Origin of the sequence: Hoeflea sp. BAL378 (genome assembly GCF_000759435.1) — a bacterium.
GTDB lineage: Bacteria > Pseudomonadota > Alphaproteobacteria > Rhizobiales > Rhizobiaceae > Hoeflea.
Genome location: NZ_JRJG01000095.1, coordinates 1 through 24517, shown reverse-complemented (window position 1 = coordinate 24517; position 24517 = coordinate 1). Strand labels below are relative to the sequence as shown.

Sequence of the window (24517 nt, the reverse complement as noted above, 5' to 3'; positions counted from 1 at the left end):
ACAGATGGCCAGCGCCGATATCGAGATCCGCGAGGCCGGGCCAGGCGACCTGCCGGCCCTCCTCGATCTCTACCGGCACCTGCAACCGGACGACCCCGATATGGACGAGGACCTGGCGCGGACACGCTTCGCGCAGATGCTTGGCCACCCGGGACTGGCGGTGCTTCTGGCGCTCTCGGACGGTGTCCCGGTCTCGACCATCACCCTGATCGTCATCCCCAATTTGACCCGCGGCGGAGCGCCCTATGCGCTGATCGAGAACGTCGTGACCGCCGCCGCCCACCGCAAGCGCGGCCATGCCGGCGCGCTGATCCGCCACGGCTTCGCCCGCGCCTGGGACAGGGGCTGCTACAAGGTGATGCTCCTGAGCGGCTCGAAGGATCCCGCCACGCTCGATTTCTACCGCCGGTGCGGTTTCGTCCAGGACAAGACCGGCTTCCAGATCCGCCGCCCGGCCGGCCTTTGACATCCCCGCGCGGCGCTCACGGCATCGTCATTCCCGCTTGACCGGCGCCCGCGCTATGATGGGCCCGACCACCCGGAGGGAGGAGCCCCCATGCGCGTGACTGAAACCATCGGCAGGGCCATCGCCCTGCCGTTTCTGATCCTGATGATCCTTGCCCAAGCAGCGCTTGCGGGCGAGGCCAATCTCGGCCCCGACGGCGTCGCCATCCAGGGCTATGATCCTGTCGCCTATTTCACCCAAGGCAAGGCGGTCCCCGGCGATGCGGGCCTCACCGCCACCCATGACGGCGCCATCTACCGCTTCTCGTCGGCGGACAACAAGGCGGCCTTCGAGGCCGATCCGGCCCGTTATGCGCCGCAATATGGCGGCTACTGCGCCTATGGCGCGGCGCAGGGCTACAAGGCGCCGGTCGAGCCCGACAAGTTCACCGTCTTGGGTGGCAAGCTCTATCTGAACTACAATGGCGCGGTTCAATCCACCTGGATCAAGGATACCGCCGGCTACATCGAAAAGGCCGACGCCTTCTGGGCCACGCAGTGACGCAAGCCCGCGCGGACTAGGCCGTGAGGGCGGCGACGCGCTGCCAAAACAGGTCGACGAAGGCGCCGAGACCGGCCTCGATCAGGCCCGCGATGCCGATCCCGACGCCATCGATGAACAGCATCGCGGCGAGCCCGCCCAGCACGCAAGACACCACGTAGAGCCTGAGATTCCTGAGACTGTCGAGCCGGTAGTAGCCGGCGTCGTCGAATTCGACGCCCCACAGATGGTCGCCCCAGCTATAGTCGCCCGACACCACGATATTGACCGAGGGTGTGTCGGAAATCTTGTCGGGAAAGACGTTGAAGACGGCGCGGCCGACATGGGCGAGCACGCCGAACAGGGCGAAGACGAGGCCAGCTACGACAAAATGCCAGGTGGCGAGTTCGGTTTCCATGGCGGCATCCTCCGGCGATCCGGTGCGGATCATCGCACGCAATCCTTTCCGCCCCGTTGACCGGGGAGGCGGAACGGGCGCTGCCGCCCGCCCCGCCTGCAAGCGCCTTACAGATACATGCCGCCCGAGACCTCGATCCGCTGCGCGGTCATCCACTGCGCCTGGCTGGTCAGGATGCTGGCGATCGCCTGGCCGATATCGTCGGGCCGTCCGACCCTGCCCATGGCGGTGTTGCCGGCCACATAGGCGTTGACCTCGGGATTGTCGCGCACCACGCCGCCGCCGAAATCGGTCTCGATGGCGCCGGGCGCAATCACGTTGACGGCGATGCCGCGCGGGCCGAGTTCCCGGGCGAGATAGCGCGTCAGCACCTCCACCGCGCCCTTCATGGCGCCGTAGGCGGCGTAGCCGGGCATGCTGAAGCGCGCGAGCCCCGAGGACACATTGAGGATGCGCCCGCCATCGGCGATCATCGGCAGCAGCCGCTGGGTGAGGAAGAACACGCCCTTGAGATGCACATTGACCAGCGCATCGAACTCAGCCTCGGTGGTCTCGGCGAAGCCGGCATTGATGCCCATGCCTGCATTGTTGACCAGGAAATCGAACCGGTCGCGGCCCCACACAGTCTTGAGGGTCTCGGCCAGTTCGCCAGCGAACCGGTCAAATTGCGCCGTGTCTCCGGCGTCGAGCCGGAGCGCCGCAGCCTTGCCGCCCAGGGCCTCGATTTCGGCGACGACGGCCGCCGCCTCGTCCTCGCGGGACAGGTAGGTGAGGATGATTCCGACGCCCTGGCGGGCGAGATGAAGGGCGGCGTTGCGGCCGAGGCCGCGGCTGCCGCCGGTGATGAGTGCGATGGATTGGGTCATGCTTGGCTCCTTTTCGTTGGTGAGCCATGTCTAGCCGCCGCCGCATTGCCGGTCCTGCCGGATACTCCGCGATTCCTGCCCGATCCTCCGAAACGCCGCGATGGCGCGTGACGCGTGCTCGGGAAAGGTCTAGAGATTTCCGGGAAAGGAACCGCCATGAACACAGCCGAACTGGCGCGCCGGGTCTTCGAGTCCGTGGGCGAAAACATCAGCTCCACACGGAGTTGGCAGACATCCGTCCCGAACCTGTCGTTTCACCTCCAGACCCGCCCGAACCCCTACGAGGCGACGATCTACAGTCCCGTCGTCTGCCTGAACCTCCAGGGGCGCAAGGAGGTCGGGATCGGCGACCAGTCGGTCGAGTTCGGCGATGGCCAGTCGCTGATCGTCAGCCACGAGCTGCCGGTGATGGCGCGGGTAACCGAAGCCAGCCCCGAACGGCCCTATCTGGCGCTGATCGTGTCGCTCGACATGGCGATCGTGCAAAGCCTGTGGGACGAGGTCGGACCCGCCGCGCCCGCGCCGCCGCAGGCGCGCTCGCTCTCGGTCGGGCCGGGCGACGAGCGCCTGGTCGAGACCCTGGGCCGGTATTTCGCGCTGACCGCCGACCCGGTCGAGGCCCGGGTCATGGCGCCGCTGATTCTGAGGGAAATCCATTTCCGGCTGCTGATGGCCGATCACGGCGGCATGCTGCGCCAGCACCTTCATCGCGACAGCCATTCGAGCCGCATCGCCCGCGCCATCGGCCTGATCCGCACCGGCTACCGCGCACCGCTCGCCGTCGCCGCTCTCGCGGAGGCAGCAAGCATGAGCCCGTCCTCGTTCCACGAGCATTTCCGGCAGGTCACCGGCACCACGCCGCTGCAGTACCAGAAGGACCTGCGGCTGACCGAGGCCCGCCGGCTGCTCGCGGCCGAGGCGCTGTCGGTCTCCTCCGCCGCCTTCGAGGTGGGCTACGAAAGCCCCTCCCAGTTCAGTCGGGAATATGCCCGCAAGTTCGGCGCCCCGCCCCGCAACGATCTGCCGCGGCCGGGGATGGTCCGGGAGCCCCGGGCTCAATAGCACCCGCCCCGGGAGCGCCGCCCTCGCACAACGCTCGCGACGGCGGCGCCCGCAGCCTCCGTGTCAGCGCATCATCGGGCCCATGCCCATTCCCATTCCCATACCCATCGCCGGCATTACGATCTCGTTGGCGGCCTTCTTCTGGGTCTCGTCGAGCACGGCGTACAGGGCCTCGACCGCAGCCCGCATCTCCTTGATCTGCTCGAGCCGCGCCTGCATGAAGCTTTCGTGCTCGCTCAGCCGCTCGGGCAGCGTCTGGTTGGCGGCGTCGTCATCCGAAAACCGCTCCATCATCGATCGCATCAGCCCGTTATGGCTTTCGGCATTGTCGCGCAGGGCGGCCGCGAAGGCATCCCACTCGGCCGACTGGTCATCCCTGATCCCCAGCTCGGTCTTCATGAACGCCAGCCGGCCGTCGATGCGGTCCAGCATGCCGTCCCATCCGAGCCCCATCATCGGCCCCTGCCCCATCATCGGGCCGCGGCCATAGGGACCGTTCATCATCATCTGCCCCATGCCCCAGCGCGGCCACCAGCCGTCACGGCTGTCGTCGTCGCTCTGCGCCAGCGCCATGGTGCCGGATGCCGCCATGATGGCCAGAACCGGGATCACTTTGACAAGGGTCTTCGCGCGCATATCCATGCCTCCTCTGAGCCCTCGACCGGGCGGTTGATCGTCGATGCATCATGCGCCCCGAGGAAATTGCCGCATTGACTCACATCAACCGGGCTTTTCGGACGCCAGCGCCTCCGATCGCCCTTGACGCGGCACGTCACATCCATACAAAGCCGCAAGGATCGTTTCGAAGGACACCAATCCCATGGGTTTCAAATGCGGCATCGTCGGCCTGCCCAATGTCGGCAAGTCCACCCTCTTCAATGCGCTGACGCGGACGGCCGCCGCCCAGGCCGCCAACTATCCGTTCTGCACCATTGAGCCCAACACCGGCGAGGTCGCCGTTCCCGACCCGCGCATGCAGAAGCTCGCCGCCGTGGCCGGCTCCAAGGAAATCATCCCGACCCGGATCTCGTTCGTCGACATCGCCGGGCTGGTGCGCGGCGCCTCCAAGGGCGAGGGTCTCGGCAACAAGTTCCTGGCCAACATCCGCGAGGTCGACGCCATCGTCCATGTGCTCCGCTGCTTCGAGGACGACGACATCACCCATGTCGAAGGCCGCATCGATCCGGTCGGTGACGCCGAGACCATCGAGACCGAGCTGATGATCGCCGACCTCGAGAGCCTCGAGCGCCGCACCGAGCAGACCCGCAAGCGCGCCGCGTCGAAGGACAAGGAATCGATGACGGTGCTGCCGGTCATGGAAGCGGCGCTGAAGCTCCTGCAGGACGGCAAGCCGGTGCGCACGCTGCTCAAGACGCTGGCGCCGGAGGAACTCGAGATCCTCAAGGGCCTGAACCTCTTGACCTCGCACCCGGTGCTCTATGTCTGCAACGTCTCGGAAGCCGATGCGGCGACCGGCAACGCCCATACCGAGGCGGTCGCCAAGATGGCCGCCGCCCAGGGCGCGGAAAGCATCGTCATTTCGGCGGCGATCGAATCCGAGGTGGCGCAGTTGCCGGATGAGGAAAGCAAGGAGTTCCTGGCGGCGCTGGGGCTCGAGGAAGCCGGTCTCGACCGGCTGATCCGCGCCGGCTACCACCTTCTCGACCTGATCACCTATTTCACCGTCGGCCCCAAGGAGACCCGCGCCTGGACGATTCCGCGCGGCACCAAGGCGCCCGCCGCCGCGGGCGTCATCCACACCGACTTCGAGCGCGGCTTCATCCGCGCCTTCACCATCGCCTATGACGACTATGTGACGCTGGGCGGCGAAGTGCCGGCCAAGGAAGCCGGCAAGGCGCGCGACGAAGGCAAGGAATATGTCGTCCAGGACGGCGACGTCATCCATTTCCGCTTCAACACCTGAAGGCGCGGCGGACGCGCCAGTCCTTCAGCCCCGCAGGCTCGCGCCGCGGGGCTGAAGGGGGAACCGGGTCTCACTCCTTCTCGGCCGGTCCGGCCGTTCCCCGGTTCAGGTCTTCTTGACCGGACAGGTCGACAGTCCCATCATCGAATACAGCGGGCAGGTGCCGAACAGTCCGGTGAACAGCGGAATGATGCCGATCAGCGTGAAATAGCGCCACGACGCGTCCGGATAGACAAAAAACATCGCAAGCAACACGAGGCCTGCCACGATACGCAGGACGCGGTCGATACCGCCGACATTGGTCTTGAACATTCTCGGGCTCCTGTTTTACCGTTGGCTTGGCCGCCAACACATATCCAAAATACAGCATATGTCCCTTCCCGCCTTGACAGGGATCAATGCATCGCGCCGCGCGACCGGAACGGATCCGGCCAATGCGGACGGGATTGAGGCGGATCCGGAAGGACCTGACCCCACAGAAGCTTTGACGGCCCGAGGAATTCCTCTAGATTGCGCGCCAATGCGACAAGCGGAAAGAGAATAATTGATGTCTAATGACGACCTCCTCCATTTCGAGGACCTCGATCCCGGCCAGGTTTTCCCGCTCGGGCCCAAACATGTGACCGCGGATGAAATCATCGGCTTTGCGATGGAATTCGATGCGCAGCCGATGCATCTTGACGCCGAGGCCGGCAGGAACTCGATCCTGGGCGGCCTGGCGGCGTCGGGCTGGCACACCTGTTCGATGATGATGCGGATGATGGCCGATTCCTATCTCCTGCGCATGGCCGCCGAGGGGGCTCCCGGCATCGATTACGTCAAGTGGAAGAAGCCGGTGCTGGCGGGCGACGTGCTCTCGGGCGAGACCCGGGTGCTCGACAGCCGGCAGTCGAAGTCCCGCCCGGGCATCGGCATCGTCAGCTTCCGCCACGAGCTGCGCAACCAGAGGGGCGAAACGGTGCTGGAATCGGAGAACCCGATCATGCTGCGCCTGCGCAGCCCCGAGGAGGCACGGCCATGACGCTCGATCCCGCATTCGAACCCGGCGCCCGCAAGGAACTGGGAAGCATGGTGTTCACCGCCGAGGCGATCATCGATTTCGCCCGCCGGTTCGACCCGCAGCGGTTCCATATCGACGCCGAAGCCGCCAAGGACAGCGTGTTTGGCGGATTGTGCGCCTCGGGCTGGCATACGGCGTCGGTCTGGATGAAGCTCAACATCGCCACCAGCACAGCCGAGGCTGAACGCGCCGCGGCCGAAGGCAGGACCCTGCCCGAGTTCGGCCCCTCCCCCGGATTCCGCAATCTGAGATGGTTCAAGCCGGTCTATGCCGGCGACGAGATCTTCTATTCGCTGACGATCCGCGGCTCGCGCCCGCTCGCCTCGCGGCCGGGATGGTCGATCATGGAGCTGACGTCGGAAGCCCATGACAGGGACGGCGAACTGGTGATGAGTTTCGATTCCGCCGCGCTGATCCGGTTTCCCGAGGACGCCGAGGCCGAATGAGGCCAAGGCGCGCCGCCAGGCGGGCGCTGGCTCGGCCATCGTCCCGGCCGGCATAAGAGCCCAGCCGGCGGCAGCGCCGCTCAGTGACCTTCGTAGGAGATCAGCGTGCGCACCTGCACGCCGAGAGCCTCGAGCTTGGCCCGTCCGCCGAGATCGGGGAGATCGATGACGAAGCAGGCCGCGACGATGTTGGCGCCCATCTGCCGGAGCAGCTTGACCGCGCCCTCGGCGGTGCCGCCGGTGGCGATCAGGTCGTCGACCAGGATCACGCTCTCGCCCTCGGTGATGGCGTCCCTGTGCATCTCCATCTCATCCACGCCATATTCCAGGCTGTAGGCCACCCGCACGGTGTCGTGCGGCAGCTTGCCCTTCTTGCGGATCGGCACGAAGCCGGCCGAGAGCTGGTGCGCCATCGCCCCGCCGAGGATGAAGCCGCGGGCCTCGATGCCGGCGATCTTGGAGACCCTGAGCCCCGCATAGGGATGCACCAGCTCGTCGATGGCGCGGCGGAACGCCCGCGGCGCGCCCAGCAGCGTGGTGATGTCGCGAAACAGGATGCCGGGCTTGGGGTAATCGGGAATCGTGCGGATGGCGGCGCGAAGTTCGTTTTCGAGATCGGTCATGGACATGCCCCAGTGTGATGTCGCCCCTGTGACGCCGCACTGTGCGATGCGTCCGGGTGGCGCGCAAGCGGCTTTCGCCGGACATGAAGACGCCGCCCGGAGGCGGCGTCATCGGGATGCGGCGTGTGGGCCGGTTCGCTTAGTGCGGCTTGCTGGCGAACACGGCTTTCTTGGTCAGGTACATCAGCGCCGTGAACAGCGCCAGGAATATGAGCACCATGAATCCCATGCGCTTGCGATCCTCGAGATGCGGCTCGGCGGCCCACATCAGGAAGGCGGACACGTCGCGGGCATACTGGTCGAGCGTTTCCGGCGTACCGTCGTCATAGGTGACGAAGCCGTCATCGAGCGGCGGCGCCATCGCCAGGGCGACGGAGCCGTTGAAATAGGGGTTGAAATGGGTGCCGTCGGCGATGGCGATGCCTTCCGGCGCCTCATGGTAGCCGGTCAGCAGCGAGTAGATATAGTCCGGGCCGCCTTCCTGGTACTGCGTGAAGATGTCGAAGACGAAGGTCGGGAAGCCGCGCTCGATGCCGCGCGCCTTGGCGATGAGCGACAGATCCGGCGGGGCCGCGCCGTTGTTGGCATAGGCGGCCGCTGCCGAGTTCGGGAACGGCGACGGGAAATGGTCGGCCGCGATGGCCGGACGGGTGAACATCTCGCCTTCGCCGTTCGGGCCGTCCTCGACCTCGTAATTGGCCGCGAGCGACTTGACCTGCTCTTCCGAATAGCCCAGCCCCTCGAGCGTCCGGAACGGCACCAGGTTCATCGAGTGGCAGGCCGCGCAGACTTCCGTGTAGATCTTCAGACCGCGCTGGAGCTGCGCCTTGTCGTAATGGCCGAAGATGCCGGCAAAGCTCCAGTCGACGTTCTTCGGCTTGAGCACGGGGTAATGGCCCGCCTTCACCGCATGTTCGGTCTCGGTGGCCAGATCATGCGCGTCCTGCGCTCGGGCGGGGGAGACGGCCACCGAGGCGATGGCCGCGATCAGCGCGATGCTTGCTACAAACTTGTTCATTGTTTGAATTCCTTTCAGCCGCTGATCTTCAAGCCTTGGCATGCTTTTCGAGTACCGCCTCGGTAATCGAATTCGGGAGCCGCTTCGGGGTTTCGATCAGGCCGAGGATGGGCATGATCACCAGGAAGAAGGCGAAGTAGTAGATCGTGCCCAGGAGCGACATCAGCGTGTAGAGATCGGTTGCCGCACGCGAACCGAGCCATCCGAGCAGGATGCAGTCGGCGACGAAGATCCAGAAGAACAGCTTGAACCAGGGACGATAGACCGCGGAGCGGACCTTCGACGTATCCAGCCATGGCAGGAAGAACAGCACGATGATCGAGCCGAACATCACCAGCACGCCGCCGAGCTTGGAATCGATCGGGCCGATGTCGAAGGTGATGGCGCGCAGCATCGCGTAGAACGGCAGGTAGTACCATTCCGGAACGATGTGGGCCGGCGTCTTCAGCGAATCCGCCATGATGTAGTTGTCGGGGTGGCCGAGGTAGTTCGGCATGAAGAAGATGAACCAGGCGAAAACCAGCAGGAACACCGAAACGCCGAGCCCGTCCTTCACCGTCGCATAGGGCGTAAACGGCAGCGTGTCGGTCTTCGACTTCACCTCGACGCCGGTCGGGTTGGTCTGGCCGGTCACGTGCAGCGCCCAGACGTGCAGGATGACGACGCCGACGATCATGAAGGGCAGCAGGTAGTGCAGCGAGAAGAAGCGGTTGAGCGTGGGTTGGTCGACCGCGAAGCCGCCGAGCAGGAACTGCTGGATCCATTCGCCCACCAGCGGAAACGCCGTGAAGAAGCCGGTGATCACCGTGGCGCCCCAGAACGACATCTGCCCCCAGGGCAGCACGTAGCCCATGAAGCCGGTGGCCATCATCAGAAGGTAGATGACCACGCCGAGGATCCAGAGGATCTCGCGCGGCGCCTTGTAGGAGCCGTAGTAGAGGCCGCGGGCGATGTGCAGATAGACGGCGATGAAGAAGAAGGACGCGCCGTTGGAGTGCATGTAGCGCAACAGCCAGCCATTGTTGACGTCGCGCATGATCTTTTCGACGGAATTGAAGGCCAGCGCGGTGTCGGAGGCATAATGCATGGCCAGCACGACGCCGGTCAGGATCTGCACCACCAGCATCACCGACAGCATGGCGCCGAAGGTGTAGGCGTAGTTCAGGTTGCGCGGCACCGGATAGGAGATGAAACTGTCATGCGACAGCCGCAGCAGGGGAAGACGCGCGTCCATCCACTTGCCCAGGCCTGTCGTCGGATTGTAGGTCGAATGATCGCCACTCATGGTAATGTGTCCCCTTAACCGATCTTGATGACAGTGTCAGACGTGAACGCAAAAGTCGGCACGGGCAGGTTCTCCGGCGCCGGGCCTTTGCGGATGCGTCCGGCGGTGTCGTAGTGCGAGCCGTGGCACGGGCAGAACCAGCCGCCGAAGTCGCCGGACTGGCCGAGCGGAATGCAGCCCAGATGGGTGCAGACGCCGATCTGGACGAGCCAGTTTTCCTTGCCCTCGCCGGCGGACCGGGCCAGATCGGTCGCGGGCGAAGTGCCGTCGATGTTGGCGTTGCGGGCCAGCGGATCCTTGAGCTCCTCGAGCGGAACCGAATTGGCCTGCTCGATCTCTTCCGGCGTGCGGTTGCGGATGAAGACCGGCTTGCCGCGCCATTTCACAGTCAGCGACATCCCCGGCTCGAGGCTTTCCACATTCACCTCGATGGACGAAACCGCCAGCGTCGACGCATCCGGGCGCATCTGGTCGATGAACGGCCAAGCAAAGGCGACCGTGCCGACCGCTGCCGTGGCACCGGTGGTGATGTAAAGAAAATCGCGGCGGGTGGGACCCGCGCCTTCGCTGTGTGTCATTGGTTCACTCACGGCTCAACGTCCTTCTTGAAGCTGCGTCCGGACTACTCTTCCGCCCCCATGCCGACTTGTGCCGACCAGACCGCTATAAGCGGATTCGGCCCCTGCCCACAATGCGGCGGAATTCTGTCAATCGCGCGGTTTCTATGCGGGTTGGAAGGATAAGTCCAGTCCGGGACAGTCAGAAGGGCACAATGTCGCGGGAAAATCCGCAAGCCTATTCCGCGGCTTCGTCGACGCCGATGAAGCCGCCCGACTGGCGCGCCCACAAATCGGCGTAAAGACCGCCGCGCGCGAGCAGTTCACCATGCGTGCCGCTCTCGAGCACGCGGCCATTGTCCATCACCACCAGCCGGTCCATGCGGGCGATGGTCGACAGCCGGTGGGCGATGGCGATCACCGTCTTTCCCTCCATCAGCCGGTCGAGATTCTCCTGGATCGCCGCCTCGACCTCCGAATCAAGCGCCGAGGTCGCCTCATCGAGCACCAGGATCGGCGCGTTCTTGAGCATGACCCTTGCGATGGCGATGCGCTGCCGCTGACCGCCCGAGAGCTTGACGCCGCGATCGCCGACATGGGCGTCGAGGCCCTTGCGGCCGCGCTGGTCCGACAGGCCCTCGATGAAGGCGAGCGCCTCGGCGGTGCGCGCCGCCTCGAGGATCTCCGCGTCGCCGGCGTCGGGACGCCCGAAGACGATGTTCTCGCGGATCGACCGGTGCAGGAGCGAGGTGTCCTGGGTGACCATGCCGATCGCCTGGCGCAGCGATTCCTGGCTGACATCGGCGATGTTCTGGCCGTCGATCTCGATGCGCCCCGACTGCAGGTCATAAAACCGCAAGAGCAGATTGACGAAGGTGGACTTGCCGGCGCCGGAGCGGCCGACCAGCCCGAGCTTCTCGCCGGGCCTGATGGTGAGCGACAGATCGTCGATCACCGGCCGTTCCGGATCATAGCCGAAGCGTGCGTGATCGAACCGGATCGCCGCCTTCTCGACGCTGAGCTCGCCGGCGCCCTCGCGGTCGGTCAGCCCGATGGGGCGGGCCACGAGTTCGGCCGAATTCTGCACCGTGCCGAGATTGCGCATCAGCCCGTTGAGCTGGGTCATCATCCGGCCGAGCAGCATGTTGAGCCGGAGCACCAGCGACAGCGTGAACGCCACCGAGCCAACCGAGATCGCCCCGGCAAGCCAGAGATTGATCGAGAACCCGGCAATCGTGGCGATCATCACGCCGGACAACAGCGCCAGCGAAGCCCGGACCCCGGTCAGGTGGCGCGTGAACGGGATGATGGTCGCCAGAAACTGGTCGAAGCCGTCCTTGATGTAGCGGTCATTGTCGGCTTCCCGCGCATAGAGCTTGAGCGTCTGGATATTGGAATAGCTGTCGGTGATGCGCCCGGTGAGCATCGCCGAGGCCTCGGCGCTCAAGCGCGCGTGCTTGCGGATGCGCGGCACGAAGTAGCGCGCCAGCAGCCCGAAGGCGGCGATCCACGCCAGCACCAGCGCCGACAGCCGCCAGTCGAGCTGCGCCACCAGCGCCATCGTGGTGGCGGTGTAGATCAGGATGAACCAGACCACCTGCAGCAGCGCCACGGTGAAATCGCCGGTGGCCTGGCCCGCCGACCAGACCTTGGTGACGATGCGGCCGGCGAAATCATTCTGGAAGAAGCCGAGATTCTGGCGCGAGACATGGGCATGGGCCTGCCAGCGCACCAGGTTGTAGAAGCCCGGAACGACCGTCTGCTCTTCGACCAGCGCCGCCACCGTGACGACGACGAACCGCGCCAGCACCACCACGAACAGCATGAAGGCGAGCGTCGGCCCGTGCGCCGCGATCAGCCCGTCCCAGCCCGCGGCGGGTTCCGCCGCGTCGAGCACGTCGACCAGTTGCCCGACGAAGTAGAACAGCGCCGCCTCCAGCAGCGCCACCAGCCCGCCCAGCGCCAGCATTGCCGCGAAGGCGCCCTTGGCCTGGCCGACATAGTGCCACAGGAACGGAAGCGTCTTCGCCGGCGGACGGTAGGTTGTGCGCCGGACAAACGGATCGATCCAGCCTTCGAAGAGGGTAAGCAGCGGACGGAAAATCATGGGCGCAACAATAGGGCGCGCGGAAAGTTTGGCAATCCGCGCCGTCCCCTATTCCGCCGCCTTGGCATCGGCACCGGCGTCGGCCCCAGCGTCGGCCTCGGCGTCGATGAACCCGCCCGACTGCCGCGACCAGAGATCGGCATAGATCCCGCCCGACTTGATCAGGTCTTCGTGCACGCCGGTTTCGACGATCTGGCCCTGGTCGAGCACCACCAGCCGGTCCATCTGCGCAATCGTCGACAGGCGGTGGGCGATGGCGATCACCGTCTTGTTCTCCATCAGCGCGAACAGGTTCTCCTGGATCGCCGCCTCGACTTCGGAATCGAGCGCCGAGGTCGCCTCGTCGAGCACCAGGATCGGCGCGTCCTTCAAGAACACCCGGGCGATGGCGATGCGCTGGCGCTGGCCGCCCGACAGCTTGACGCCGCGCTCGCCGACATGGGCGTCGAACCCGGTGCGGCCGGCGAGATCCTCGAGACCGGCGATGAACTCGAGCGCATTGGCCTTGCGCGCCGCCTCGATGATCTCGGCTTCCGTGGCGTCGGGCCGTCCGTAGGCGATGTTGTCGCGCACGGAGCGGTGCAGCAGCGAGGTGTCCTGGCTGACCATGCCGACCTGGCCCCTGAGGCTGTCCTGGCTCACCTGCGAGATGTCATGGCCATCGATCAGGATGCGCCCGGATTCGAGATTGTAGAACCGCAAGAGCAGGTTGACGATCGTGGTCTTGCCTGCGCCGGAGCGGCCGACAAGGCCGATCTTCTCGCCCGGCCTGATCTCGAGCGACAGGTTCTCGATCACGCCGCTCTGCTTGCCGTAGTGGAAGCGGACATTCTCGAAACTGATCGCGCCCTTGCGGGCGACGATCTCGCCGGCGCCGGGCCGGTCGACCACGTCATGCGGCTTGACCATCATGCCCATGCCGTCCTGGACGACGCCGATGTTCTCGAAGAAGCCCGAGACCTCCCACATGATCCACTGCGACATGCCGTTGATCCTGAGCGCAAGGCCGATGACGACGGCGATGGAGCCGACGGAAACGATCCCCGTCATCCAGAAGCCGATCGACATCGCCGCAACCACGAACACCAACACGCAATTGTTGAAATACACCAGCGATTCGAACATCGTCACCTGGCGCATCTGCCGGTGCACCGACTCGAGGAACATGTCCATGCTCTCCTGGGCGTAGGCCTCCTCGCGGCCGGCGTGGGAGAACAGCTTGACGGTCGAAATGTTGGTGTAGCTGTCGACCACCCGTCCCGTCATCGCCGAGCGGGCGTCGGCCTGGTCGGCCGAAATCCGCTTGAGCTTCGGCACGAAATGCATGATCAGGCCGATATAGATCGCCAGCCAGACCAGGAGCGGCAGCACCAGCCGCCACTCGGCGCTCGCCACCATCGAGATCATGGCGATGAAATAGACCGAGACGAAGACGAACACATCGAGAAGCTTCATTACCGCTTCGCGGATCGACAGCGAGGTCTGCATCACCTTGGTGGCGACGCGGCCGGCGAATTCGTTGGAAAAGAAGCTCAGGCTCTGGCGCAGCAGATAGCGGTGCATCTGCCAGCGCGCGATCATCGGATAGTTGCCGAGCAGCGTCTGGTGGACGATCAGCGAATGCAGCATCACCGTGATCGGCAGGCCGACGAGCAGCACCAGGCCCATCACGACGAGCCGCATCCATTCCCGCTCGAGAAAGCCCTGCGGGTCGGTATTGGCGAGCCAATCGACGATGGAGCCCAGGAATCCGAACAGCATCACTTCGCCGATGGCGATCAGCGCGGTCACGCAGGCCAGCACCACCAGCCACGGCGCCGCTTCCCGCGAATAATGCCAGCAGAACGCCACCAGCCCCTCGGGCGGCGCCGAGGGCGTTGCTTCCGGATAGGGGTTCAATCGACGTTCAAACCATCCAAACATGGATGTCTCCTTGAAATACTGCATGCCGGGCGTTCGGACGCATCGGCAGTCCCGAAAATGAGGCCAGGTCGCGCGATGGGGCTCGTCGCCCTTCTGACCGGGCATAAAAGCTAAATTTTGAAAACTGAAACCGCGAAGACCTGTGTGTTCAGTGGCCCATGGCCGCAAGCGAAAGGCTGATATCAGTGATGCGCATGTCAGCCTCCGTCAGGTTCGCGTTGAAGATGACCCGGTTTAGACGGGATTTTCCGGTTCCGCCAGCTTGTCGCACCGGTTTTTGCGCGTCATGGGCACATCCTTGCTTGATATTGTGATAAAATGACCACAGAACCCGTCTCCATGACCAAGCCCCTCATCGCCCTCTACCAACCCGACATCCCCGGCAACACCGGCTCGATCCTCAGGCTCGGCGCCTGCCTGGGCATTTCCATCCACATCATCGGCCCGGCGGGCTTCGACATGACCGACCGGGCGCTCAAGCGCGCCGGCATGGATTACATCGAGATGGCGGCGCTCACCCGCCACGACGGATGGGAGGAGTTCGAGGCCTGGCGCAAGCAGGAAACGAGGCGGCTGGTGCTGATGACCACCCTGTCGGCCACGCCCTATGCCGACGGCACCGCCCAGACCCTTACCGCCCAGGACGTGGTGCTGTTCGGCAGGGAGAGCGCCGGCGTGCCGCCCAAGGTCCATGACGCCGCGGACGCCCGCCTGACCATTCCCATGGTCGAGGGCCGCCGAAGCCTGAACCTCGCCATGAGCGTGGCGATCGTCGCCGGCGAGATCACCCGCCGGTTCGGACTGTAGGCGAAGACCGCGTCAGCCATAGCTGACCACCTCGAACTCGATGCCGTTCTCATCCTCGAAATAGAAGCGGCGTCCGGGCTCGTAATCCGCATGATTGAAGGTCGGAAAGCCGTGCGCCTTGACCTTGACTTCAACGGCATCGAGATCGTCGACGACCACGCCGATGTGGTTCATCGCGCCCGTGACGTCCTTTCCTTGCGTATTTTGCCCCACGCCCTCCTTCGGCGTGAACACCACCAGGTAGTCGTCCTCGGTTCCGACATGGATCGACCGGCCGCCATTGCGCGCCGCCCCCTGCCAGCGGATCTTCCAGCCGAACACCTCGCACAGCCAGGCCGCCGTGGCGGCGGCGTCGGGCACGGTGAAATTGACGTGTTCGAGAACGGCTTGGGTCATGGGTCTGCTCCTGAAGTCCTGTGCGATTGCCTTTGACGGAACCCATGCTACTTTCTCAAGTCAACTTGAGGTCAAGAGGTTTTTTCACAATGCCGGACGCACGCACCAAGGGCCTGCTCACGATCGGCGACGTGGCGGCGCGCACCGGGCTCGCCGTCTCGGCGATCCGCTATTACGACGAAGAGGGGTTGATCTCCGCCCGGCGCAGTCCGGGCGGCAAGCGGCTGTTCCTGCGCTCCGACATCAGGCGGCTGTCCTTCATCCTGATCGCCCAGCAACTGGGCTTCTCGCTCGAGGAGATCCGCGTCCAGCTCCGGCAACTGCCGCTCGAGCGCACCCCCACCAAGCGCGACTGGGAGAAGATCAGCCGCGGCTTCCGCGCCCATCTCGACGCCCGCATCGGCATGCTCGAGCGCCTGCGCGACCGCCTCGACGGCTGCATCGGCTGCGGCTGCCTATCGCTCGACGCCTGCCGGCTCTACAACCCGGACGACCGGGCGGGCGCAAGCGGCACCGGCCCGAGGCTGGTGGTGCAGAAATCGGTGGCGGAGCGGCAGGACTAGTCCGCGGTCGGCAGCCGGCGCATGGTGAATTCGATGGTGTCGCCCTCGCCCGGCAGCGGCCGCCAGCTCTCGACCTCGGTCCAGTAGGCGGCCTTGGGCCAGGTGGAAAACCATTCCCGCGCCGTCTCGCGCGCCTCTTCGCGGCTCATGCGATAGGTCTTGCGCACGAAGCCGCCGGGACGGCCGGCGGCCTTCTCGCTGCGCGAGCGGGCAATCTCTTTGCGCAGGCCCTCAAGCGGAGGGCGGCGGGGTGGAAACTGGCTCATGGTCCTTCCTTGCTCGGCAAATCCTAGCGCAAAACCTTCCGGGCTGCGAGTCCTGACGCGGGGCCGCAACCCGGCCGCCCCGCCCCATGGGAAACGGATCAATGAAAAACCGGTTGGTTCCGGCAGGCGGACTGTAAAGGCAAGGTTACATCCGGCATAGGGTGCTGCTATGACTGCCGCAAACATGACGAGGAGCTGCCATGGAACGCCCCACCCTGCCGGTCGGCCTGCCCGACGACATCGAAGACAAGAAAGCCACGGCGCGCCAGTGGTTCGAGCGCCTGCGCGACCAGATCTGCGCAAGCTTCGAGGCGCTCGAGGCCGAGGTCGACACGCCCCAGTGCGCGGGCGAGCCGGGCCGGTTCGAGCGCACCGAGTGGCTGCGCGACGAAGGTGCGGGCGGCGGTGGCGTCATGTCGATCATGAAGGGACGGCTGTTCGAGAAGGTGGGCGTGCACACCTCCACCGTGCACGGCGAGTTCTCGCCCGAATTCCGCAAGCAGATGCCCGGCGCCGAGGAAGACCCGAGCTTCTGGGCCTCGGGCATCTCGCTGATCGCGCATCCCACCAATCCGCACGTGCCGACCGTGCACATGAACACCCGCATGGTGGTGACGACCAGCCAGTGGTTCGGCGGCGGCGCCGATCTCACCCCGGTGCTCGACGCCCGCCGCACCCAGACCGACCCGGACACGATGCTGTTCCATCGCGCCATGGAGATCGCCTGCAACCGCCATGCGGTGGCCGATTATGCGAAGATGAAGGCCTGGTGCGACGAGTATTTCTTCCTGCCGCACCGCGATGAGCCGCGCGGCATCGGCGGCATCTTCTTCGACTGGCAGCACTCCAGCGAGGAGATGGGCGGCTGGGCCGCGGATCTCGCCTTCACCCAGGATGTCGGGCGCGCCTTCAACGTGGTCTACCCGAAGATCGTGCGCGCCAATTTTGGCAAGCCCTGGAGCGAGGCGGAACGCACCGAGCAACTGATCCGCCGCGGCCGCTATGTGGAGTTCAACCTGCTCTACGATCGCGGCACCATCTTCGGCCTGAAGACCGGCGGCAACGTCACCTCGATCCTGTCCTCGCTGCCGCCGGTGGTGATGTATCCGTAAGGAACGCCATAGCGCGGCGGCAGGCCTGCCGCGCGGCAAGCCGATGGATCAGGGCCGTCGCGAAGCGGCCTTTTTCAACGCTTCATCGATGAGCTGATTGGCGATCGTCATCCGGGTCGTGGCCGCCTCGCGCCATTCCTCGGGCGTCCGGTCCGGGTGGTTGAGGCGGGCGAAGCTGCGGCGTTTCCTGTGCAACTGCGCCGGGGTGTCGGATGGAAGCAGGTCGACGTCGCTTGCGACCTCGTCACGGCTTACACGCGTGAAACGGGTCATATCCGGTTTGGGTTCGGGCGGCGGCGCGACGAGCTCGGCGCCATAGGCGAAATAGGCCGCCTCGAGCCGCTCGCTGCCGTGTCCGCCTGCCGGCGGGGATCCGGCCCCGACGAAAGCCGCCGTGAAGCCCCGGACACCCGTCCAGGACCGCGCGTCCTGATGCGGCTCTTCCGCCCTGTCCCGGCCTATGCGGTCGAGAACCGTGTCGAATGTGCTCAGACCTACAATCATCACGCGCCTGTTTGCTTCAAACCGCCTGCACGAACCCGTTCCCGGCATGTCTAGCCGAAGATGGTTAACATCGTCCAAGCACAGGCAAACGCGCGAATGGGCGCATTGTTCAGCACGGCTGCGCGCATTGTTCAGGAGGGGGTCGCCCGCGGCCGCGCGCCGCACTGCAGATCCCCGCGGCACCCTCGATTGATCTTGGTCAATGCAACCGGCCACGGTTCTGTCAAAAAAATGGCCTATCCTGCGGTTGTGTTGTCTGAGCCAGTTCGGGCAGCGCCGAAACCAGACACCGAAAAGGAGGATGAGCCATGAAGACCTTCCATTGCGGATCCCTCGTTCCCGGCTGCGATTGGCACACGCGGGCCGACGAAGACGCGGAAATCGTCTCCCGTGCGGTCGATCATCTGCGCCAGACCCATGGCGAGACCATCATTCGCCCGTCGATCGTCGAACAGATCAAGGCCCGGATCACCGACGAACAGGGCGTCGCCTGAGAGGGCGGCCCCGGCGGGCGTGACGTCACGCGCGCCTGATCCTACTCGGCGGAAGTCAGCAGCGCCTCTTTGTCGAGGGTGAAATTGCTGTCGATCCAGAGCTCCTCGAGCGCCGACAACCTGGCCCCCATCTCGGGGCCGGGCTTGATCCCCTTGGCGATCAGGTCCGATCCCGTCACCGGAAACATCGGGCGCGTCCAGCCGGCGGCGCGGGCCAGGTGACGGCTGTGGCCGGCGGCGTCGGTCAGCGCCGAGGCGTCGGTGTCCGTGCGCGCCCGGGCCGCGACGAGCGACAGCCGGATCCGGTCCATCAGCGGCTGGGCGCCGTGCCGGTACAACAGCCGGTCGAGCGCGGTGATCGCCAGCGTCGGCGCGACCGCCGGCGCCTCGGCCCATCTGACCAGCCGCTCGGTGTCCGCACGCGACAGCTTCATCCGGGCCGACATCTCGCGCATCCGCTCGGCGTCCGGCGGCACGATCGCCATCAGCCGCAGCAGCGGATCGGGCTCCCAGCCGAGCGCTTCCTCGGTGGCGATCAGCCCGCCGACGGAATCGATCCCCCATTTTTCGCTCTCCGGCACCACCAGGCTGAGGATGCCGGCCTGCCGCATCCACAGCAGCGCCCGGCCCGGGTCACGGGCGGCAAACAGCGTCTTGAGCTCCTTCCACACCCGCTCGGCCGAGAGCTTGACCAGGCTGTCGCGCGCCCGGGCGCAGGCCTTCAGCGCCGCCGCATCCGGCCGGCCGGCGCCGTAATGGGCGAAGAAGCGGAAATAGCGCAGGATCCTGAGATGATCCTCGGCGATCCGGTCGTCAGGCTCGCCGATGAAGCGCACGGTGCGCGAGGCGATGTCCTCGAGACCGCCGACCAGATCGATGATCGCGCCGCTCGAGTCGGCATAGAGCGCGTTGATGGTGAAGTCGCGCCGCGCCGCATCCGTCTGCCAGTCGCTGCCGAACACCACCTTCGCCCGCCGCCCGTCGGTCTCCGCGTCATGGCGCAGCGTCGTCACCTCGAAGCCGCGGCCGTCGATGACCAGCGTCACCGTGCCGTGGTCGATCCCGGTCGGCACCGCGCGGATGCCCGCGGCCTCTGACTGTGACATGACCTGCTCCGGCGCCCAGGTGGTGGCGAGATCGGTGTCGGTCACCGGCAGCCCCATCAGCGCGTTGCGCACCGCGCCGCCGACCACCCGCACCTCCTCGCCCTCCCGGTTGAGAAGCGCGAAGATCCGGGTGAGCGCGGGGTCCTTGAACCAGGCTTCGCCAGCCACGCTCGCGGCAGTGCTCATGCGTAGAGCCTTTCATACATGGTGCGGATGATCCCGGCGGTGACGCCCCAGATCCGGTATTCGCCGAAGGGCATGGCGTAATAGTGCCGCTCGATGCCCTCCCAGACGCGGCTCTCGCGCAGATGGTTCTCCGGGTTCATCAGGAACGACAGCGGTGTCTCGAATACCGCGTCGACCTCCGCCGGATTGGGCACGATCGTGTAGCCCGGCCGCACCACCGCCAGGATCGGCGTGATGTGGAAACCGGTGGTGGTCATGTAGGCCGGCAGGCGGCCCACCGGCTCGACGAAGCGTCGGTCGAGCCCGATTTCCTCCTCGGCCTCGCGCATGGCGGCGATTTCCGGGCTCGCATCCTCGGGGTCGATCGCCCCGCCGGGAAACGCCACCTGGCCCGAATGCCGGCGCATCGCCACGGCGCGCCGGGTCAGGATCACCCGTGCGTCCGGTCCGTCATCGATCACCGGCACCAGCACCGCCGCATCGCGGAGCTTGACGCCTTCGAGGTTCGAGACCAGATCCGGGTTGAGCACGTGGTCGCCGTGCCCCAGATGCGCCGGTTCGATGCCGAAGGCCTGCTCCGGATCATGGCCCTGGGCGCGGGTGCGGAAATCGAGCGCGTCGAACCTGAGCGGCAGATCGGAGGCGACGCCGCTCACGACTGCGCCTCGAGCTTCGCCATCGGCATCACCGGGAAGGTGGCCCCGCCGGAGCGGATCGAGAACATCGTCTCGCCGTCGATCTCGACCTCTTCGCCGAGCGCCAGCAGATCATAGGTCACCGCGCGGTTGACCAGCGCCTCCAGCCGGCCGCGCACCAGAAGATAGGGCTTGAGCTGCTCGCCCTCGCCCTTGGTCACGAATCTGAGCGGATTGTCCGGCCCGGCCCTGACAACGTCGCCGACATTGGTCCTGAAAGTGAGCACCTGTTCGCCCTCTTCCTCGCTCCTTGTCATCTCGACGGCGAGGAACGGCGCATCGACGATCCGAATGCCGATCTTTTCCACAGGCGTGACGAGATAGGTCTTGCCGTCCTCGTCGCGACGCAAAACGGTGGAAAACAACCGCACCAGTTGCGGCCGTCCGATCGGCGTTCCCATGTAGAACCAGGTGCCGTCGGCGCGGATTTCCATGTCGATATCGCCGCAATAGGGCGGATTCCAGCGCTCGACCGGGGGCAAACCATCCTTGCCGGCATTGCGATCGGCCTGGGCGCGCGAAATCAGCGCCGCGAGATCCGCGGCATCTGTTTTCGTGGTGGTCCTTGTTTTTGCCATTGTCCTGTCCAGCTATGGTGAGTGGTAACGAGATAGTCAACCCAACCGCACTTGTCAGCCTTTCGGGGTGGAATAAGTTGGTCGGAGGCAAAGCCTGACCCGGGAACACGAACGTTCGGAGACATTCATGGGACGCATCGACACTGGCGCGACGCCACTCGACGAAAAGGCGGTCATCGCGGCCGCCGAGCATGCGCTGGCCGACATCTCCGCCGTCCGCGCCTCGGTGTCGGAAGTCATCTTCGGCCAGGAAAGCGTGGTCGAGCAGACCCTGCTCGCGGTGCTCTCGGGCGGCCACGCGCTGCTGGTGGGCGTCCCCGGCCTCGCCAAGACCAAGCTGGTCTCCACGCTTGGCGCGGTGCTGGGGCTCTCCTCCAACCGCATCCAGTTCACCCCCGACCTGATGCCGTCGGATATCCTCGGCTCCGAAGTCATGGACCAGGACGCGACCGGCCGCCGCTCCTTCCGCTTCGTGCCGGGACCGGTCTTCACCCAGTTGCTGATGGCCGACGAGATCAACCGCGCCTCGCCGCGCACCCAGTCGGCGCTCCTGCAGGCGATGCAGGAATACCACGTCACCGTCGCCGGCGCGCCGCACGACCTGCCGCGCCCGTTCCATGTGCTCGCCACCCAGAACCCGCTCGAGCAGGAAGGCACCTACCCGTTGCCCGAGGCCCAGCTCGACCGATTCCTGATGCAGGTCGACGTCCCCTACCCGGAAATGGCGGCGGAACGGAAGATCCTGCTTGAGACCACCGGCGCCCGCGACGCGGTGGCCCGTCCCGCCATCACCATGGAGCGGCTCACCGCGATCCAGGCGCTGATCCGGCGCATGCCGGTGCCCGAAACGGTGGTCGACGCCATCCTCGACCTGGTCCGCTCCGCCCGCCCCGGGCACGGCAACGCCCGCGTCGACGAGACCGTGTCCTGGGGACCCGGTCCCCGCGCCGGCCAGTCGCTGATGCTGTGCGCCCGCGCCCGCGCCCTCTATCACGGCCGCCTGGCGCCCTCGATCGACGACGTGCGCGCGCTGGCCGAGCCGATCCTGCAGCACCGCATGGCGCTCACCTTCGCCGCCCGCGCCGAGGGCATCGGCATCCGCGACGTCATCGCCGGCCTCGTCGCCCCGAAAGCCGGGTGAGCGGATGGCTCCGGTCGGCCATCTCACCCAACCCACCGGGCGGCTCGACGCCCTCGCCCGCGCCCGCCAGCGCGCGGCGCTGCTGCCCGATTGCCTGGCCGAGGCGCGCCGCGTCGCCAACACCGTGATCGCCGGCTGGCACGGCCGGCGCAAGCGCGGCATCGGCGAGACCTTCTGGCAGTTCCGGCCTTACGTCGACGGCGAATCGCTGTCGCGCATCGACTGGCGGCGCTCGGCCCGCGACGACCATCTTTACGTCCGCGACAGGGAGTGGGAGGCCGCCCACACGATCTGGCTCTGGGCCGACCAGTCGCCCTCGATGCTCTACAAGTCCGATGTCGCCCTGGTCGCCAAGGAAAGCCGCGCGCTGGTCATCATGCTGGCGCTGGCGGAGATCCTGTCGCGCTCGGGCGAACGCATCGGCTGTCCCGGCGTCATGGACCCGGTCTCTTCCCGCAACGCCGCTGAACGGCTGGCGCTGGCGCTGGCGCATGCGCCGCTGCAGACCGCGCTGCCTGATCTCGGCCGGGTCGGGCGCATGAGCGACGTGGTGCTGATCAGCGATTTCCTCGATCCCGACGAGGCGCTGGAGCGCTGTATCGGGCCTGCGGCGCGGCGCGGCACCCGCGGCCACGCCATCGAGATCTCCGATCCGGCGGAGGAGAATTTCCCCTATTCCGGGCGCACCGAGTTCCGCGATCCCGAGACCGGCCAGAAGCTGGTCGCCGGCCGCGCGGAAACGGTGGCCGCCGACTACCGCCGCGCCTGGCTCGCCCGCCGCGAGGTTCTGGCGCAGGGCGTGCGGCGGCTGGGCTGGAGCTTCCTGTCGCACAGCACCGACCGGCTGGCGTCCGAGGCGCTGGCCGCGGCGCACGGCCATCTCTCGGGCATTCCATCTGCGGCCAAGACGGTGCCGGCATGATCGCCGGCCTGCCCATCGCCTTCGGAGCCCCGGCGATCCTGTTCGGCCTCCTGGCCCTGCCGGTGATCTGGTGGCTGCTGAGGCTCACGCCGCCGCGCCCGCAGGCCGAGCCCTTCGCGCCGCTTGCCATCCTCGCCCGCGTGCTCAAGCCCGAGGAAACACCCTCGCGCAGCCCCTGGTGGCTGACCGCGCTGAGGCTGCTGATTGCGGCGCTGGTCATTCTCGCGCTCGCCGAGCCGGTGCTCAATCCACGCGACCGGGCGCTGTCGTCGGACGGTCCGCTGGCGCTCATTATCGACAATGGCTGGGCCAGCGCGCCGGACTGGGAGGCGCGCATCGAGGCCGCCGAAATCCTCATCAGTGAGGCCGAGGATCTCGACGTGCCGGTCTCCATCGTGTTTACCGCCGACCGCCGCCCCGACGCCACGCCGGGAAGCTTCGAGCGGGCGCGCGAGCAGTTGCGCGCCGCAAGGCCGCGGCCCCTGAAGCCCGAGCGCGACAGCGCGGTCACGGCGCTGATTGCGGCGCTCGGCGAGACCCGGCCCGGCACCATCGCCTATCTCACGGACGGCGTCGACACGCCGGACGCGAACGCCGCGCTTGCAAGGCTGGCGGCGCTGGAGCCGTCAGCGGTCCGGATCATCGGCGCCGACGGAGCTAGAGCCCTGGCGCTGACCGACGCCGACAACGGCGCCGATGCGCTCACCGTCTCGGCGAGCCGGCTTGACGGCGGCGAGGCCGAAAGCTTCCGGCTCTCGGCGCGCGACGCCAAGGGCCGCGAGATCGCCACCGGCACGCTTCCCTTCGCGGCCGGCGAGACCGGCGCCGCGGGAACCATCTCCGCCCCCTTCGAGATCCGCAACGACATCGCCCGCCTCGACGTCACCGGCATCGACACCGCCGGCTCGGCGCGGCTGCTCGACGACAGTTTCCGCCGCCGCCGCGTGGCGCTGATCTCCGGCGAGGCCGCCGACAGCGCCCAGCCGCTGCTGTCGCCGCTCTACTACATCAACCGGGCGCTCTCGCCCTATGCCGACCTGATCGAGGCCGACAGCGCCGACATGTCCGCGGCCATTCCGAGATTGCTGGCGCAGGCCCCCGCCGTCATCGTCATGGCCGATATCGGCGTGCTGCCCGACGATGTGAGCCAGCCGCTGCAGGACTGGATCGACCGCGGCGGCACCCTGATCCGCTTCGCCGGACCGCGCCTGGCCGCCGCCCCCGCCGACGACCTGCTGACGCCGGTGCAACTGCGCAAGGGCGAACGCGAGCTCGGCGGCGCGCTGTCCTGGATCGAGCCGCAGCCGCTGGCCGATTACCCGGCGACCGGCCCCTTCGCCGGCCTGCCCTCGCCGCGCGACGTCACCGTCAGCCGCCAGGTGCTGGCCGAACCCTCGGCCGATCTCGCCGAGCGGACCTGGGCGAGCCTGGCCGACGGGACGCCGCTGGTCACCGCCGCCGAGCGCGGCGCCG

The 24517-nt window shown here is 66.5% G+C and carries 29 protein-coding genes; 13 read left to right on the top strand and 16 right to left on the bottom strand.

Annotated features, from left to right (window positions below; all coding sequences use genetic code 11):
• Positions 1-4 precede the first annotated feature (4 nt).
• Positions 5-466, top strand: a complete 462-nt coding sequence (locus LL06_RS18680; protein WP_035530308.1) for a GNAT family N-acetyltransferase — start codon at positions 5-7, stop codon at positions 464-466.
• 90 nt (positions 467-556) lie between these two features.
• A complete protein-coding gene (locus LL06_RS18675; protein WP_035530306.1) occupies positions 557-1006 on the top strand; it encodes a YHS domain-containing (seleno)protein in 450 nt (149 codons plus the stop codon).
• 16 nt (positions 1007-1022) lie between these two features.
• Here LL06_RS18675 and LL06_RS18670 read toward each other — a convergent pair whose 3' ends face one another.
• The gene (locus tag LL06_RS18670) at positions 1023-1436 is read right to left on the bottom strand and encodes a hypothetical protein (protein WP_035530303.1); all 414 of its coding nucleotides are present in this window, start codon (positions 1434-1436) and stop codon (positions 1023-1025) included.
• A 74-nt stretch (positions 1437-1510) separates the two neighbouring features.
• Positions 1511-2269, bottom strand: a complete 759-nt coding sequence (locus LL06_RS18665) for an SDR family oxidoreductase (RefSeq protein WP_035530301.1) — start codon at positions 2267-2269, stop codon at positions 1511-1513.
• A 156-nt stretch (positions 2270-2425) separates the two neighbouring features.
• On the opposite strand from LL06_RS18665, the gene LL06_RS18660 reads away from it, so the two are divergent.
• Positions 2426-3331 carry an AraC family transcriptional regulator gene (locus LL06_RS18660; protein ID WP_052161719.1) on the top strand — a complete coding sequence of 302 codons (906 nt, stop codon included), beginning with the start codon at positions 2426-2428 and terminating at the stop codon, positions 3329-3331.
• Between the two features lie 63 nt (positions 3332-3394).
• On the opposite strand, the gene LL06_RS18655 is transcribed toward LL06_RS18660, so the two are convergent.
• On the bottom strand, positions 3395-3967 hold the full coding sequence (locus LL06_RS18655) for a Spy/CpxP family protein refolding chaperone (protein WP_244447181.1): 573 nt from the start codon (positions 3965-3967) through the stop codon (positions 3395-3397).
• 184 nt (positions 3968-4151) lie between these two features.
• On the opposite strand from LL06_RS18655, the gene ychF reads away from it, so the two are divergent.
• On the top strand, positions 4152-5255 hold the full coding sequence (ychF, locus tag LL06_RS18650) for a redox-regulated ATPase YchF (RefSeq protein WP_035530298.1): 1104 nt from the start codon (positions 4152-4154) through the stop codon (positions 5253-5255).
• A gap of 105 nt (positions 5256-5360) precedes the next feature.
• On the opposite strand, the gene LL06_RS18645 is transcribed toward ychF, so the two are convergent.
• Positions 5361-5567, bottom strand: coding sequence for a DUF2892 domain-containing protein (locus LL06_RS18645; RefSeq protein WP_035530295.1), 207 nt, complete (start codon positions 5565-5567; stop codon positions 5361-5363).
• A gap of 235 nt (positions 5568-5802) precedes the next feature.
• On the opposite strand from LL06_RS18645, the gene LL06_RS18640 reads away from it, so the two are divergent.
• Both LL06_RS18640 and LL06_RS18635 read left to right on the top strand, forming a co-directional pair.
• Complete coding sequence (locus tag LL06_RS18640) at positions 5803-6276, top strand: MaoC family dehydratase (RefSeq protein ID WP_035530293.1); 474 nt, start codon at positions 5803-5805, stop codon at positions 6274-6276.
• Positions 6273-6761 (top strand): MaoC family dehydratase, encoded by a 489-nt coding sequence (locus LL06_RS18635; RefSeq protein WP_035530291.1) that lies wholly within the window; start codon positions 6273-6275, stop codon positions 6759-6761. Before LL06_RS18640 ends, LL06_RS18635 begins: the two co-directional genes overlap by 4 nt.
• Before the next feature lie 80 nt (positions 6762-6841).
• Here the strand turns inward: LL06_RS18635 and LL06_RS18630 are convergent, their stop codons facing one another.
• The 6 genes from LL06_RS18630 to LL06_RS18605 all read right to left on the bottom strand — a co-directional run bounded on the left by LL06_RS18630 (position 6842) and on the right by LL06_RS18605 (position 14274).
• Complete coding sequence (locus LL06_RS18630; protein ID WP_035530331.1) at positions 6842-7384, bottom strand: adenine phosphoribosyltransferase; 543 nt, start codon at positions 7382-7384, stop codon at positions 6842-6844.
• Between the two features lie 139 nt (positions 7385-7523).
• The gene (locus LL06_RS18625; RefSeq protein ID WP_035530288.1) at positions 7524-8402 is read right to left on the bottom strand and encodes a cytochrome c1; all 879 of its coding nucleotides are present in this window, start codon (positions 8400-8402) and stop codon (positions 7524-7526) included.
• 28 nt (positions 8403-8430) lie between these two features.
• Positions 8431-9687 carry a cytochrome b N-terminal domain-containing protein gene (locus tag LL06_RS18620; RefSeq protein ID WP_035530286.1) on the bottom strand — a complete coding sequence of 419 codons (1257 nt, stop codon included), beginning with the start codon at positions 9685-9687 and terminating at the stop codon, positions 8431-8433.
• Positions 9688-9701: 14 nt separating this feature from the next.
• Positions 9702-10277: a ubiquinol-cytochrome c reductase iron-sulfur subunit gene (gene petA, locus LL06_RS18615; RefSeq protein WP_035530283.1), complete on the bottom strand. Its 576-nt coding sequence runs from the start codon at positions 10275-10277 to the stop codon at positions 9702-9704.
• 205 nt (positions 10278-10482) lie between these two features.
• Entirely contained in the window at positions 10483-12351 is a 1869-nt protein-coding gene (locus LL06_RS18610; protein WP_035530281.1) for an ABC transporter ATP-binding protein, read from the bottom strand.
• A gap of 48 nt (positions 12352-12399) precedes the next feature.
• On the bottom strand, positions 12400-14274 hold the full coding sequence (locus LL06_RS18605) for an ABC transporter ATP-binding protein (protein ID WP_035530279.1): 1875 nt from the start codon (positions 14272-14274) through the stop codon (positions 12400-12402).
• A gap of 339 nt (positions 14275-14613) precedes the next feature.
• On the opposite strand from LL06_RS18605, the gene LL06_RS18600 reads away from it, so the two are divergent.
• On the top strand, positions 14614-15081 hold the full coding sequence (locus LL06_RS18600; RefSeq protein ID WP_035530329.1) for a tRNA (cytidine(34)-2'-O)-methyltransferase: 468 nt from the start codon (positions 14614-14616) through the stop codon (positions 15079-15081).
• Positions 15082-15093: 12 nt separating this feature from the next.
• Here LL06_RS18600 and LL06_RS18595 read toward each other — a convergent pair whose 3' ends face one another.
• On the bottom strand, positions 15094-15477 hold the full coding sequence (locus LL06_RS18595; protein WP_035530277.1) for a VOC family protein: 384 nt from the start codon (positions 15475-15477) through the stop codon (positions 15094-15096).
• Positions 15478-15566: 89 nt separating this feature from the next.
• On the opposite strand from LL06_RS18595, the gene soxR reads away from it, so the two are divergent.
• The gene (soxR, locus tag LL06_RS18590) at positions 15567-16040 is read left to right on the top strand and encodes a redox-sensitive transcriptional activator SoxR (protein ID WP_035530275.1); all 474 of its coding nucleotides are present in this window, start codon (positions 15567-15569) and stop codon (positions 16038-16040) included.
• On the opposite strand, the gene LL06_RS18585 is transcribed toward soxR, so the two are convergent.
• Complete coding sequence (locus LL06_RS18585; protein ID WP_035530273.1) at positions 16037-16306, bottom strand: hypothetical protein; 270 nt, start codon at positions 16304-16306, stop codon at positions 16037-16039. The genes soxR and LL06_RS18585 overlap by 4 nt on opposite strands.
• Positions 16307-16506: 200 nt before the next feature.
• Here LL06_RS18585 and hemF point away from each other — a divergent pair, with 200 nt between their 5' ends.
• Positions 16507-17418: an oxygen-dependent coproporphyrinogen oxidase gene (gene hemF, locus LL06_RS18580; RefSeq protein ID WP_035530271.1), complete on the top strand. Its 912-nt coding sequence runs from the start codon at positions 16507-16509 to the stop codon at positions 17416-17418.
• A 48-nt stretch (positions 17419-17466) separates the two neighbouring features.
• On the opposite strand, the gene LL06_RS18575 is transcribed toward hemF, so the two are convergent.
• Positions 17467-18087 carry a hypothetical protein gene (locus LL06_RS18575; RefSeq protein ID WP_152599675.1) on the bottom strand — a complete coding sequence of 207 codons (621 nt, stop codon included), beginning with the start codon at positions 18085-18087 and terminating at the stop codon, positions 17467-17469.
• A gap of 143 nt (positions 18088-18230) precedes the next feature.
• Between LL06_RS18575 and LL06_RS18570 the strand changes: the two genes are divergently transcribed.
• Complete coding sequence (locus LL06_RS18570; RefSeq protein ID WP_035530266.1) at positions 18231-18416, top strand: DUF1059 domain-containing protein; 186 nt, start codon at positions 18231-18233, stop codon at positions 18414-18416.
• A 41-nt stretch (positions 18417-18457) separates the two neighbouring features.
• Here the strand turns inward: LL06_RS18570 and LL06_RS18565 are convergent, their stop codons facing one another.
• From LL06_RS18565 to LL06_RS18555, 3 genes are read right to left on the bottom strand one after another with little or no spacing between them, the layout of a single operon-like run.
• Positions 18458-19708 (bottom strand): CCA tRNA nucleotidyltransferase, encoded by a 1251-nt coding sequence (locus LL06_RS18565; RefSeq protein ID WP_035530264.1) that lies wholly within the window; start codon positions 19706-19708, stop codon positions 18458-18460.
• Entirely contained in the window at positions 19705-20343 is a 639-nt protein-coding gene (locus LL06_RS18560; RefSeq protein WP_173426129.1) for a CoA pyrophosphatase, read from the bottom strand. Before LL06_RS18560 ends, LL06_RS18565 begins: the two co-directional genes overlap by 4 nt.
• 17 nt (positions 20344-20360) lie before the next feature.
• Positions 20361-20981: a DUF1285 domain-containing protein gene (locus LL06_RS18555; protein WP_035530260.1), complete on the bottom strand. Its 621-nt coding sequence runs from the start codon at positions 20979-20981 to the stop codon at positions 20361-20363.
• Positions 20982-21108: 127 nt separating this feature from the next.
• On the opposite strand from LL06_RS18555, the gene LL06_RS18550 reads away from it, so the two are divergent.
• The 3 genes from LL06_RS18550 to LL06_RS18540 all read left to right on the top strand — a co-directional run.
• Entirely contained in the window at positions 21109-22122 is a 1014-nt protein-coding gene (locus LL06_RS18550; RefSeq protein ID WP_035530258.1) for a MoxR family ATPase, read from the top strand.
• Positions 22123-22126: 4 nt separating this feature from the next.
• Positions 22127-23044, top strand: a complete 918-nt coding sequence (locus tag LL06_RS18545) for a DUF58 domain-containing protein (protein ID WP_035530256.1) — start codon at positions 22127-22129, stop codon at positions 23042-23044.
• Positions 23041-24517 (top strand): BatA domain-containing protein (locus LL06_RS18540; protein WP_035530254.1); only part of this gene is annotated, 1477 nt, incomplete at its 3' end. The genes LL06_RS18545 and LL06_RS18540, both read left to right, overlap by 4 nt.

Bases quoted from the DNA above. Each gene is read 5' to 3' on its own strand.
- LL06_RS18620 (WP_035530286.1), bottom strand. From the start codon at position 9,687: ATGAGTGGCGATCATTCGACCTACAATCCGACGACAGGCCTGGGCAAG.
- soxR (WP_035530275.1), top strand. From the start codon at position 15,567: ATGCCGGACGCACGCACCAAGGGCCTGCTCACGATCGGCGACGTGGCG.
- LL06_RS18545 (WP_035530256.1), top strand. From the start codon at position 22,127: ATGGCTCCGGTCGGCCATCTCACCCAACCCACCGGGCGGCTCGACGCC.
- LL06_RS18595 (WP_035530277.1), bottom strand. From the start codon at position 15,477: ATGACCCAAGCCGTTCTCGAACACGTCAATTTCACCGTGCCCGACGCC.
- LL06_RS18635 (WP_035530291.1), top strand. From the start codon at position 6,273: ATGACGCTCGATCCCGCATTCGAACCCGGCGCCCGCAAGGAACTGGGA.
- LL06_RS18645 (WP_035530295.1), bottom strand. From the start codon at position 5,567: ATGTTCAAGACCAATGTCGGCGGTATCGACCGCGTCCTGCGTATCGTG.
- LL06_RS18610 (WP_035530281.1), bottom strand. From the start codon at position 12,351: ATGATTTTCCGTCCGCTGCTTACCCTCTTCGAAGGCTGGATCGATCCG.
- LL06_RS18605 (WP_035530279.1), bottom strand. From the start codon at position 14,274: ATGTTTGGATGGTTTGAACGTCGATTGAACCCCTATCCGGAAGCAACG.
- LL06_RS18660 (WP_052161719.1), top strand. From the start codon at position 2,426: ATGAACACAGCCGAACTGGCGCGCCGGGTCTTCGAGTCCGTGGGCGAA.
- LL06_RS18555 (WP_035530260.1), bottom strand. From the start codon at position 20,981: ATGGCAAAAACAAGGACCACCACGAAAACAGATGCCGCGGATCTCGCG.
- hemF (WP_035530271.1), top strand. From the start codon at position 16,507: ATGGAACGCCCCACCCTGCCGGTCGGCCTGCCCGACGACATCGAAGAC.
- LL06_RS18550 (WP_035530258.1), top strand. From the start codon at position 21,109: ATGGGACGCATCGACACTGGCGCGACGCCACTCGACGAAAAGGCGGTC.
- LL06_RS18665 (WP_035530301.1), bottom strand. From the start codon at position 2,269: ATGACCCAATCCATCGCACTCATCACCGGCGGCAGCCGCGGCCTCGGC.
- LL06_RS18675 (WP_035530306.1), top strand. From the start codon at position 557: ATGCGCGTGACTGAAACCATCGGCAGGGCCATCGCCCTGCCGTTTCTG.
- LL06_RS18600 (WP_035530329.1), top strand. From the start codon at position 14,614: ATGACCAAGCCCCTCATCGCCCTCTACCAACCCGACATCCCCGGCAAC.
- LL06_RS18630 (WP_035530331.1), bottom strand. From the start codon at position 7,384: ATGACCGATCTCGAAAACGAACTTCGCGCCGCCATCCGCACGATTCCC.
- LL06_RS18670 (WP_035530303.1), bottom strand. From the start codon at position 1,436: ATGATCCGCACCGGATCGCCGGAGGATGCCGCCATGGAAACCGAACTC.
- LL06_RS18655 (WP_244447181.1), bottom strand. From the start codon at position 3,967: ATGCGCGCGAAGACCCTTGTCAAAGTGATCCCGGTTCTGGCCATCATG.
- LL06_RS18640 (WP_035530293.1), top strand. From the start codon at position 5,803: ATGTCTAATGACGACCTCCTCCATTTCGAGGACCTCGATCCCGGCCAG.
- LL06_RS18570 (WP_035530266.1), top strand. From the start codon at position 18,231: ATGAAGACCTTCCATTGCGGATCCCTCGTTCCCGGCTGCGATTGGCAC.
- LL06_RS18585 (WP_035530273.1), bottom strand. From the start codon at position 16,306: ATGAGCCAGTTTCCACCCCGCCGCCCTCCGCTTGAGGGCCTGCGCAAA.
- LL06_RS18565 (WP_035530264.1), bottom strand. From the start codon at position 19,708: ATGAGCACTGCCGCGAGCGTGGCTGGCGAAGCCTGGTTCAAGGACCCC.
- ychF (WP_035530298.1), top strand. From the start codon at position 4,152: ATGGGTTTCAAATGCGGCATCGTCGGCCTGCCCAATGTCGGCAAGTCC.
- LL06_RS18625 (WP_035530288.1), bottom strand. From the start codon at position 8,402: ATGAACAAGTTTGTAGCAAGCATCGCGCTGATCGCGGCCATCGCCTCG.
- LL06_RS18680 (WP_035530308.1), top strand. From the start codon at position 5: ATGGCCAGCGCCGATATCGAGATCCGCGAGGCCGGGCCAGGCGACCTG.